The sequence below is a fragment of the Streptomyces sp. NPDC005752 genome, assembly GCF_040630715.1.
In the GTDB taxonomy this organism is placed as follows: Bacteria; Actinomycetota; Actinomycetes; order Streptomycetales; family Streptomycetaceae; genus Streptomyces.
Window position 1 is genome coordinate 1 of the sequence record NZ_JBEXYB010000077.1, and the last position, 8766, is coordinate 8766.

General features: G+C 69.8%; 8 protein-coding genes and 1 riboswitch. Of the genes, 7 read left to right on the top strand and 1 reads right to left on the bottom strand.

Translation table 11 applies throughout. From position 1 onward, the window contains the following. The first annotated feature begins 162 nt into the window (after positions 1-162). The 6 genes from shc to ABZ441_RS33300 all read left to right on the top strand — a co-directional run bounded on the left by shc (position 163) and on the right by ABZ441_RS33300 (position 6351). Positions 163-2169 (top strand): squalene--hopene cyclase, encoded by a 2007-nt coding sequence (shc, locus tag ABZ441_RS33275; RefSeq protein ID WP_358981103.1) that lies wholly within the window; start codon positions 163-165, stop codon positions 2167-2169. 4 nt (positions 2170-2173) lie between these two features. Further along, a complete protein-coding gene (locus ABZ441_RS33280; RefSeq protein WP_358981104.1) occupies positions 2174-2827 on the top strand; it encodes a 1-hydroxy-2-methyl-2-butenyl 4-diphosphate reductase in 654 nt (217 codons plus the stop codon). A 6-nt stretch (positions 2828-2833) separates the two neighbouring features. After that, a complete protein-coding gene (hpnH, locus tag ABZ441_RS33285; RefSeq protein WP_358981106.1) occupies positions 2834-3853 on the top strand; it encodes an adenosyl-hopene transferase HpnH in 1020 nt (339 codons plus the stop codon). 166 nt (positions 3854-4019) lie between these two features. Next, positions 4020-5414, top strand: a complete 1395-nt coding sequence (locus ABZ441_RS33290) for an aspartate aminotransferase family protein (RefSeq protein WP_358981108.1) — start codon at positions 4020-4022, stop codon at positions 5412-5414. Between the two features lie 74 nt (positions 5415-5488). Continuing rightward, a complete protein-coding gene (locus ABZ441_RS33295) occupies positions 5489-6109 on the top strand; it encodes an XRE family transcriptional regulator (RefSeq protein WP_358981110.1) in 621 nt (206 codons plus the stop codon). Between the two features lie 68 nt (positions 6110-6177). After that, positions 6178-6351, top strand: a complete 174-nt coding sequence (locus tag ABZ441_RS33300) for a DUF6126 family protein (RefSeq protein ID WP_205023403.1) — start codon at positions 6178-6180, stop codon at positions 6349-6351. 9 nt (positions 6352-6360) lie between these two features. Here ABZ441_RS33300 and ABZ441_RS33305 read toward each other — a convergent pair whose 3' ends face one another. After that, a complete protein-coding gene (locus ABZ441_RS33305) occupies positions 6361-7185 on the bottom strand; it encodes a tyrosine-protein phosphatase (RefSeq protein ID WP_358981114.1) in 825 nt (274 codons plus the stop codon). Positions 7186-7598: 413 nt separating this feature from the next. Next, positions 7599-7757: riboswitch (cyclic di-AMP (ydaO/yuaA leader) on the top strand. 4 nt (positions 7758-7761) lie between these two features. Here ABZ441_RS33305 and ABZ441_RS33310 point away from each other — a divergent pair. Beyond that, positions 7762-8676 carry a LysM peptidoglycan-binding domain-containing M23 family metallopeptidase gene (locus ABZ441_RS33310; RefSeq protein WP_358981116.1) on the top strand — a complete coding sequence of 305 codons (915 nt, stop codon included), beginning with the start codon at positions 7762-7764 and terminating at the stop codon, positions 8674-8676. The last annotated feature ends 90 nt before the right edge of the window (positions 8677-8766 follow it).

The window sequence follows — 8766 nt, forward strand, 5'->3', positions numbered from 1 at the left end:
TCTCCCCCCCCCCCCCGCTCACCTTATCCCCTATTTGGGGGCCTCCCAAACCTTCTCAACCCCAACATATTCCCCCGCCCCGGGCGCGCGGCCCCCCCCCGGGGCCCCCCCCCGACGGAGACCCCAGCACAGCAGAGGACAGCACTGCACGAAGGGGAAGCCATGACAGCGACGACCAACGGAAGCCCCGGGGCCGCGAACCTCCGCGCAGCCCCGGCAGGCGATCCGTCCGAACCGACCATCGCCGCGGACGACATTCTCGCCGTCGCGCGGCAGGCCGCGGAACGCTCGGTGGAGCACCTTCTCGGCAGGCAGGACGAGCAGGGCTGGTGGAAGGGCGACCTCGCCACCAACGTCACCATGGACGCCGAAGACCTGCTGCTCCGTCAGTTCCTGGGCATTCAGGACCCGGACACCGTCACGGCCGCGGCCCGCTTCATCCGGGGCGAGCAACTCGGCGACGGCACCTGGAACACCTTCTACGAGGGACCGCCCGACCTCTCCGCCACCATCGAGGCGTACGTCGCGCTGCGACTGGCGGGGGACCGGCCCGACGACCCCCATATGATCCGCGCGGCCGGATGGGTCAGGGAACAGGGCGGTATCGCGGAGTCCCGGGTCTTCACCCGGATCTGGCTCGCTCTCTTCGGCTGGTGGAAGTGGGACGATCTGCCGGAGCTCCCGCCCGAGCTGATGTTCTTCCCGAAGTGGGTCCCTCTCAACATCTACGACTTCGGCTGCTGGGCCCGCCAGACCATCGTGCCGCTCACCATCGTGTCCGCGATGCGGCCGGTACGTCCGGCGCCCTTCCCCCTGGACGAACTGCACACCGACCCGGCAAACCCCGCACCGTCCAGATCCATCGCGCCCGCGGCCAGTTGGGACGGCGTATTCCAGCGGCTCGACAAGGCGTTGCACCTCTACCACAGGGTTGCCCCGCGCAAGCTGCGGCGCATCGCCATGAACACCGCCGCCCGCTGGATCATCGAACGGCAGGAGAACGACGGCTGCTGGGGAGGCATCCAGCCCCCCGCGGTGTACTCCGTCATCGCTCTTCACCTGCTCGGATACGATCTCGACCACCCGGTCATGCGGGCGGGACTCGAATCGCTCGACCGGTTCACCGTGTGGCGTGAGGACGGCGCCCGCATGGTCGAGGCCTGCCAGTCCCCGGTCTGGGACACCTGCCTCGCCACCATCGCCCTCGCCGACGCGGGAGTGAGCCCCGACCATCCGGCGCTGGTGAGAGCGGCCGACTGGATGCTGGGCGAGGAGATCGTGCGTCCCGGCGACTGGGCCGTGCGCAAACCCCGACTGGCGCCCGGCGGATGGGCGTTCGAATTCCACAACAGCAACTACCCGGACATCGACGACACCGCCGAAGTCGTCCTGGCGCTGCGCCGTGTCCGGCACCCCGATCCGGCCCGCCTCGAGGCGGCCATCGAGCGGGGAGTGCTCTGGAACCTCGGCATGCAGTCGCGCAACGGAGCCTGGGGAGCCTTCGACGCGGACAACACCAGTCCGCTGCCCAACCGGCTGCCGTTCTGCGACTTCGGTGAGGTCATCGACCCGCCGTCGGCGGACGTCACGGGACACGTCGTGGAGATGCTCGCCGTCGAAGGGCGGGCACAGCACCCCAGTACCCGCCGGGGCATCGAGTGGCTGCTCGCCGAACAGGAGGCGAGCGGCGCCTGGTTCGGCCGGTGGGGAGTCAACTACATCTACGGGACAGGCTCCGTGGTGCCTGCACTCATCGCGGCCGGCGTGCCGTCCGCACACCCAGCGGTGCAACGGGCCGTCGAATGGCTGAAGTCCGTCCAGAACGACGACGGAGGCTGGGGCGAGGACCTGCGCTCCTACCGTGAGGAGAAATGGATCGGCCACGGCAGCTCGACCGCGTCCCAGACCGCGTGGGCGCTCCTCGCGCTCCTGGCCGCGGGTGAGCAGGGGAGCAGGTCCGTCGAGCGTGGAGTCGCCTGGCTGGCGGAGACCCAGCAGGCCGACGGTTCCTGGGACGAGCCGCACTTCACCGGAACCGGATTCCCCTGGGACTTCTCCATCAACTACCACCTGTACCGGCAGGTCTTCCCCCTCACCGCCCTCGGCCGCTACGTGTACGGAGACCCCTTCGCCACAGCTGCCGGTATCGGTGCGGGCAAGGGGGCCTGAACCGATGGGTGGTGCACAGGAGCCGCCCGCCACGCCGCTGCTGATCGCCTGCGCGCTCGGCATCGAGCGGTTCGCGCTGCGTACCGGCAGGACGGGCGGCGTACGGGGCCCGGGCCCCGTGAGCATCATCAGGTCCGGGATGGGCCCCAGGGCGGCGGAGAACGCCGTCCGGACCGCGCTGGGACGGCACGGGGCCGGAGGCACCGCGGTCATGGCCTCCGGCTTCTGCGCGGGACTGGAACCCGGCATGCATCCGGGAGACCTCGTGGTGGCCGAGGAGACCCGCGACGCCGGCGGCACCACGGCGTGCACCGGTACCGGCCTGCTGGTCGACGCACTGCTCAGGACGGTGCCCGGACGTACGGTCCACACCGGCCCGCTGGCCGGCTCCGGACACGTCGTCCGGGGGCCGGCGCGGGCCGGGCTCCGGGCCACCGGCGCCATCGCGGTGGACATGGAGTCCGCTGCCACACTCCGCACCGCCGTGCGGACGGGGGCCCGTCCTGTTGCGGCCGTACGGGTGGTCGTGGACGCTCCAGAGCATGAGCTCGTCCGTATCGGCACGGTACGCGGTGGAATATCGGCATTCCGCGTACTTCGTGCCGTACTTCCGGCTTTTCATGAATGGCACCGTTCTTTGCTGCTCCCCAGGAGGTGAGCCCAGATGGCCATGCCGCTCCGCCAGACCATCAAGGTCGCGACGTATCTCTTCGAACAGAAGCTCCGCAAGAGGGACAAGTTCCCGTTGATCGTCGAGCTGGAACCCTTGTTCGCCTGCAACCTGGCGTGCGAGGGCTGCGGGAAGATCCAGCATCCGGCCGGAGTGCTCAAGCAGCGCATGCCGGTCGCGCAGGCGGTCGGGGCGGTGCTCGAGTCAGGCGCCCCGATGGTCTCCATCGCCGGCGGCGAGCCACTGATGCACCCGCAGATCGACGAAATCGTCCGCCAGTTGGTGGCCAAGAGGAAGTACGTCTTCCTCTGCACCAACGCCATGCTGATGCGCAAGAAGCTCGAGAAGTTCACCCCGTCGCCCTACTTCGCCTTCGCGGTGCACATCGACGGACTGCGTGAGCGGCACGACGAGTCGGTCGCCAAGGAAGGCGTGTTCGACGAAGCGGTGGAGGCGATGAAGGAGGCCAAACGGCGCGGCTTCCGTGTCACGACCAACTCCACCTTCTTCAACACCGACACCCCGCAGACCGTCATCGAGGTCCTCAACTTCCTCAACGACGAACTGAAGGTGGACGAGATGATGATCTCGCCCGCCTACGCCTACGAGAAGGCGCCCGACCAGGAACACTTCCTGGGAGTGGAACAGACCCGTGACCTCTTCAAGAAGTCCTTCGCGGGAGGCAACCGCGGGCGCTGGAGGCTGAACCACTCTCCGCTCTTCCTGGACTTCCTGGAGGGCAAGGCCGACTTCCCGTGCACCGCCTGGGCGATCCCCAACTACTCGCTCTTCGGATGGCAGCGGCCCTGCTACCTGATGAGCGACGGATACGTGCCCACCTACCGGGAGCTGATCGAGGACACGGACTGGGACAAGTACGGCCGGGGCAAGGACCCGCGCTGCGCCAACTGCATGGCGCACTGCGGCTACGAGCCCACCGCGGTGCTCGCCACCATGGGGTCGCTGAAGGAGTCCCTGCGAGCTGCACGGGAGACGGTCGGCGGTAACCGGTGACCTCGTCACCACGGGGCAGCCGGCCGCCCGGGGTCTCCCCGGACTGCCGGCCCGGCCCGGACGCCGCCACCGGCGGCGCGTCCGGGCCGGGCCGGCGCGCACGCGCCGTGGCGCCGGAGCGCCGCACGGCAGCGGCAGGGCGGAACGCGGCGAGGGAGGACGGGGCATGAAGGACGAACGGCCGGGCTTCGATCTGGCACGGCTCCTCGAAGAGCGAGGCACCGAACGCTACGAGCTGCACACCCGCCACCTCAACCACCAGCTGCCGCGGATGCTCCACACCCTCGGTTTCGACAAGGTCTACGAGCGGGCCGAGGGCGCGTACTTCTGGGACGCGGAGGGCAACGACTACCTCGACATGCTCGCCGGCTTCGGCGTGATGGGTCTCGGCAGGCACCACCCGGTCGTGCGCCAGGCGCTCCACGACGTCCTGGACGCCTCCCTGGCCGACCTCACCCGCTTCGACTGCCAGCCGCTGCCCGGTCTGCTGGCCGAGAGGCTGCTGGCGCACAGTCCACACCTGGACAGGGTGTTCTTCGGCAACAGCGGCACGGAGGCGGTCGAGGCGGCTCTGAAATTCGCCCGGTACGCCACCGGCAAGCCACGGATCCTCTACTGCGACCACGCCTTCCACGGGCTGACGACCGGCTCGCTCTCCGTCAACGGCGAGAGGGGGTTCCGGGATGGGTTCGCGCCCCTGCTGCCCGACACCGCGATCCCGCTCGGCGACCTCGACGCGCTGCGACGCGAGCTGGGGCGCGGTGACGTGGCCGGCCTGATCGTGGAGCCGATCCAGGGCAAGGGCGTCCACGCCTCACCGCCCGGCTTCCTGCGGGAGGCTCAGGATCTGCTGCACCGGCACAAGGCCGTGCTCATCGCCGACGAGGTGCAGACCGGGCTCGGCAGGACCGGAGACTTCTACGCGTACCAGCACGAGGAGGGAGTCGAACCCGATCTGCTGTGTGTCGCCAAGGCGCTCTCGGGGGGCTACGTTCCGGTCGGCGCCACGCTCGGCAAGGACTGGATCTTCAAGCGCGTCTACTCCTCCATGGACCGGGTCCTCGTCCACTCGGCCAGCTTCGGTTCCAACGCCCAGGCCATGGCGGCCGGGCTCGCCGTCCTCGCGGTGATGGAGCAGGAGGAGACCGTCGCGAACGCCCGCCGCACCGGTGATCTGCTGCGCGAGCGGCTCGCCGCGCTCGTCGGACGCTACGAACTGCTCCACGAGGTCCGCGGCCGGGGACTGATGATCGGCATCGAGTTCGGACGGCCCTCGTCCCTCGGACTCCGCAGCCGCTGGACGATGTTGCAGGCGGCCCGCAAAGGGCTGTTCGCGCAGATGGTGGTGGTGCCGCTGCTGCAGAGGCACCGGATCCTCACCCAGGTCTCCGGCGATCACCTGGAGGTGATCAAGCTGATCCCGCCGCTGGTCATCGGGGAGCCGGAGGTCGATCGCTTCGTCACCGCCTTCACCGCCGTCATGGACGACGCGCACAGCGGAAGCGGGCTGATGTGGGACTTCGGCAGAACTCTGGTGAAACAGGCCGTCGCCAACCGCTGACGGCGGAGACCGCCCGCTTTTGCCTCTGAGGTAATTAATTTGCCTCAGAGGGAAGAGGGTGGCTCAATGGATACATGAATCCCGCTGACGGAGGGGTGGCCGACGAACTCCCCGGCATCGGACCGCGCCTGCGTGACCTGCGTCGCAATCGCGGCCTCACCCTGGAGGCGGCAGCCGGCCGGGCGGAACTCTCCCCGGCTCACCTGTCCCGGCTCGAGACGGGCCGGAGGCAGCCCTCGCTGCCGATGCTGCTGGGCCTCGCCCGTGTCTACGGTACGACCGTCTCCGAGCTCCTGGGCGAGACACCCCCCGAACGTGACGCGATCGTGCGCGGAGGCCCGCTCGACGGCGCGCCCGGTGGCACCGCGGCGGGCGGCTGGCTCTACCGGCAGGCCGGCGGACCGGGCCGTGCGATGCAGGCGCTGCGCGTCCGGGTCCCGTACGGCACCGAGGGCGACCTCGTGCGTGTCCATCCCGGAGAGGAGTGGCTGTACGTGCTCGACGGGCGGCTGCGGGTCGTGCTGGGGGAGACCGTGCACGATCTCGATCCGGGTGACAGCGCGCACTTCGACTCGCTCACCCCGCACCGGATCGCGGCGCCGGACATCACCGGGGCGCGCCTGCTCTTCGTCCACACCCTGCTGCAGAGCCCCGTCGCCGAACTGTGCCCGGGCAGCGGGATCCACCGGCTCTGATCCCGCACGCCCCATACCCTGCGTACCCTTCGTCACCCCGGCCCGAGCGGTCGGGAGAGAGGACCGGCATGTCCGATTCGGAGTACTACGACCCGCTCACCCCGCGCAGGCCGAAGAGCGCGGACACGCAGGAGCGGCGGATGCCGCGCGGCGTCGTGATCCGGCTCTTCGCCTACCTGGTGGCCGGACATGTCATCGCGGCCTTCCTCTTCCTGCTCTTCACGGTGGCCGGCAAGGGCTGACCCCCGGCGTCACACGCCCTCGACGAGGCGCTCACGCAGTCTCGCGCGGGTCTCGTGGCTGATCCCCAGCCCTTCGAGGAGGTAGCGGTCGGTGTCGCCCCAGACCTCCTCGATCGTGGCGAAGGCGGCGTCGAGGTATTCGGCACGGGCCCCGAAGAGAGGATTGAGCAGCTCCATCACCTCGTCGGACATCCCCACCGGTGAGGTGTCGCTGCGCCGCACCTTGTAGCGCCGGTGCGCGTCGTTCGACTTGAGGTAGTCGGCCTCGATGGCCCCCCTCTCCACGCCCACCGCGAGCAGTGAGACCGCGATCGACAGGCCCGCCCGGTCCTTGCCCGCCGCGCAGTGCATCAGCGCCGGGACGCTGTCCTCGGCCAGCGCGTGCAGCACGCGGCTGTGCTCGGCGGTGCGGTCCCTGATGATCGAGCGGTACGACGCGACCATCCGCTCTGTTCCCTTGCCGTCGGCCAGGATCGAGCGCAGCTGCTGGATGTTCCCGTCGCGCACCAGCCGCCAGAACTCCGCGCCGTCGGCCGGGTCGGAGAGTGGAATGCTGACATTCCGGACTCCGGGCAGCTCCACGTCGAACCCGTCGAGCTTGTGATCGGCCGCGTTGCGGAAGTCGAAGACCGTGTGCAGGCCGAGCCCGGCCAGGAAGGCGGTGTCGGCCTCGGTGGCGTGGGCGAGGTGGCCGCTGCGATAGAGGCGCCCGTACCGCACGGAGCGGCCGTCCACCGTCGGAAGCCCGCCGACGTCGCGGAAGTTGCGGACACCGTTCAGATCGACGTCCGCCGGGTCGGGGCCGACCGGCGGGACCTCTGGCAGCTGCGTCACAAGGGCTCCTGGAGTGTCGGGCGTCGGCGCCGCTCGCCGACGGGGGCACGCTCGCGACGATACGACATGGCCCCATCGCGCAGTCGTCTCGGTCGCCGTGCCTGCGCCAGGCTCACGGGCGACGCCGGAGCATTGTCCGTATTGGTGCATTTAGCAGAACATGCCCCGCTTGTACGGGAGATGAGGTGAGGTGGGTGAGCGGGATCATATCCGTGACGGTGAGTGGTGAAGTGCCCGAGGGGTATTCCGGGCGCCGTGCGGAAAGCCAAGATCCGTAATCCACGGAGGGTGACGGGAATTCCGCGCCGAAATCGAAGCGTCGATTCCGGCGCGCAATCCGCGGCTTGTTCGCCGCGTCCCGGCTCGCTTACGGTCACGGTCAATCCGGACGGAACGCCTAATCCTGCCGCCGCCCGGAATCCGCACCGACTCACGTGTGGCAGGAGCGGGGGAACCAGGTAAGCCGCCGGCCGGAGGGATCCGGTACGGCTTGGGGTCAAGTCGCGCACCACGCGGCCGGGCATCTCCAGTCCGAACCCGACAGCTCACCTCGCAGGCGCCGGAGAGGAATTCCCCATGCCCGCAAAAGGCAAGCACCGTCGTACGAAGACCGGCCCGATCTCCCGAGGCGTCATCGCCGCGGGGACCGGCGGCGCCGTTCTCGCCCTTCCGCTGATCGGCGCCACCGGCGCCCACGCCGCCGAGCAGGCCGCGCCGGCCAAGTCCGTCGCCGCCCACAGCACCCCCGCCTCGGCGGGGAAGGGCTCCCCGAAGACCTACTCCGTGGTCGCCGGGGACTACCTGGCGAAGATCGCGGCCGACCAGAAGGTCAAGGGCGGCTGGCAGAAGCTGTACAAGGACAACCGTGACGTCGTCGGCGAGAACCCGAGCCTGATCCTCCCGGGCATGAAGCTGGCGCTCGGCGCCAAGGCGTCCGGCTCCGCGGAGAAGTCCGCCGAGGCCGCGCCCTCCAAGGCCGCCCCGTCGACGGCGAAGAAGGCCGCTCCCGCCGAGAAGGCGTCCGCCCCGGTGGAGGAGACGGCTGCGAAGACCGCCGACTCCGGCGCGTCGGCGAGCAACAGCTCCGGCTGGTCCGCCCCGGTCGAGAACGCCAACGTCACCACCCAGTACCGCGCCTCCGGTGCCAGCTGGTCCAGCGGCTACCACACCGGCTCCGACTTCCAGGCGGCCTCCGGTACCAGCGTCCGGTCCATCGGTCCGGGCACCGTGGTCTCCGCGGGCTGGAGCGGCTCGTACGGCAACGAGGTCGTCATCCAGCACAGCGACGGCATGTACTCCCAGTACGCGCACCTCTCCTCGCTCGAGGTGTCGGCCGGCCAGACCGTGACCGGCGGCCAGCAGCTCGGCCTCTCCGGCTCCACCGGCAACTCCACCGGCCCGCACCTCCACTTCGAGGTCCGCACCGGCCCGAGCTACGGCTCGGACGTCGACCCGATCGCCTACCTGCGTTCGCACGGCGTCTCCATCTGAGGCGCACGCCTGAGGGTGGAGTAGTGGGGCGGTGCGCTGCGGCGCACCGCGGGGCCGGCGAAGACAGCGATAGGCCCGGATGTCGTCATC